Raw genomic sequence first — 1,456 nt, forward strand, 5'->3', positions numbered from 1 at the left:
CGTCGGGCGCGCTGGTCCGCCCTCAAGCAGTCGTCGGGCGGCCTCGCCCCCGACTTCGAACCCGACCCGCTCGCGGCGCACGGCGTGCGGCCGGACGCGCCCACCACCTCCGGCGCACCGCTGGACCCAACCGCCGCCGCCGGCGCCCCACGGGACCCGGACGCCCCACAGGGCACGCCGACGGCCCCACGGACCGAGCCGCCAGCGCCGCGCTCTCCCTGAGGGCTGATCGGTGCCTGGTGCCTGGTGCTCAGTACCTGCTGCCCAGTACCCGTTGCCCGGTGAGGACTGGCCGCTGACCGCCGCGCGCCGCGCGCCCGTCCCCGGGTGGCCGGGGCCGTGGTGTCCGCGAGCGCATCGGCCGGCGGCGGGCGACGGCCACGGGGCAGGAAGCGTCCGTAGGACGGAAGATCCGAGGTCGGAAACCCGCGGGGCCACGAATCCGCGGGGCCACGAACCCGTGAGGTCGCAAGCCCACGAGGCCGCGAACCCGTGGCGTCACGAACCCACGAGGCCGCAAACCCACGAGGTCACAAAGCCGTGGGGGCTGGTCGAGGTTTCGACCAGCCCCCCCGGCTGCGGTGGATCGTGGACCACCGTCCCGCTCTTCAGCGCTCCGCTCAGTCGTCCTCGTCGAGGAGGGGGCGGAGCGGTTCGGGGAGGTGGCGGTCGCAGGACTGGCGGGCCGACTTGGTCAGGGAGTCGTCCGCGCACTCGTAGAAGTCGCTGTAGACCAGTTGGGCGGTGTACGTCGCGAGCACGATGGCCAGCGCGATGCCGCCGGTGACCAGGCCGCTGATGGCCGCCGTCGAGTGCTGCCGGGTGCCCGTGCCGTTCCGCGGTGCGGGCAGCGGTGTCGCGGTGGCGTCCGGCGCGGGCGGCGGAGCGTCCACGGCCGGGCCCGTACGCTCCGGCTCCGCCCCGCGCTGCTTGGCCCGCAGGCCGCTGATGCCCCAGTACACGGCCAGCGCGCCGAGCAGTAGCGCCACCTCGCGCAGGCGGAACCGGGCGAAGAAGAACGCCCACATGCCGGCGAGCAGCGCGTAGCGCGCGCGGCGCTGGGCGGGGTCGGTGGGGTCCCAGCGGGACCGGCCGCCGTTGCCGCCGTTGCCGCGCTGGCCGTTGCCGTTCTGGCCGCGCTGGTTGCCGGGTCGGCCGCCGGGGCCCGTGCCGAAGCCGCCGCCGTTGCTGCGGCCCGGCTGCTGGTTGCTCCACTGGCTGCCCCAGGCCGGCGGCTGCCCCTCGTCACCCGGTGCCTGCCCGGGCTGCTGGCCCTGACCTTGGCCCTGGCCCTGGCCCTGACCATGGGGCCCGGCAGCCGGACCCCATCCCTGACCTTGTCCCTGACCGCCGGCCCCGGCGCCCTGGCCCCACCCCTGGCCGCCGCCCTGGCCCGTGCCCTGCCCCGACTGCTGGCCGCCCTGGCCGGTCGGTCCCGGGCCCCAGGTGGGCTGCA

The 1,456-nt window shown here is 76.6% G+C and carries 1 protein-coding gene and 1 pseudogene; one reads left to right on the forward strand and one right to left on the reverse strand.

The genetic code is table 11. From position 1 onward, the window contains the following. Positions 1-222 (forward strand): annotated as a pseudogene (locus AAHZ94_RS33845) (hypothetical protein); the annotation flags it as partial. Positions 223-620: 398 nt separating this feature from the next. Here AAHZ94_RS33845 and AAHZ94_RS33850 read toward each other — a convergent pair. Continuing rightward, positions 621-1,456 (reverse strand): hypothetical protein (locus tag AAHZ94_RS33850; RefSeq protein WP_349997523.1); only part of this gene is annotated, 836 nt, incomplete at its 5' end.

The organism is Streptomyces sp. HSW2009, assembly GCF_040240285.1.
Taxonomy (GTDB): domain Bacteria; phylum Actinomycetota; class Actinomycetes; order Streptomycetales; family Streptomycetaceae; genus Streptomyces.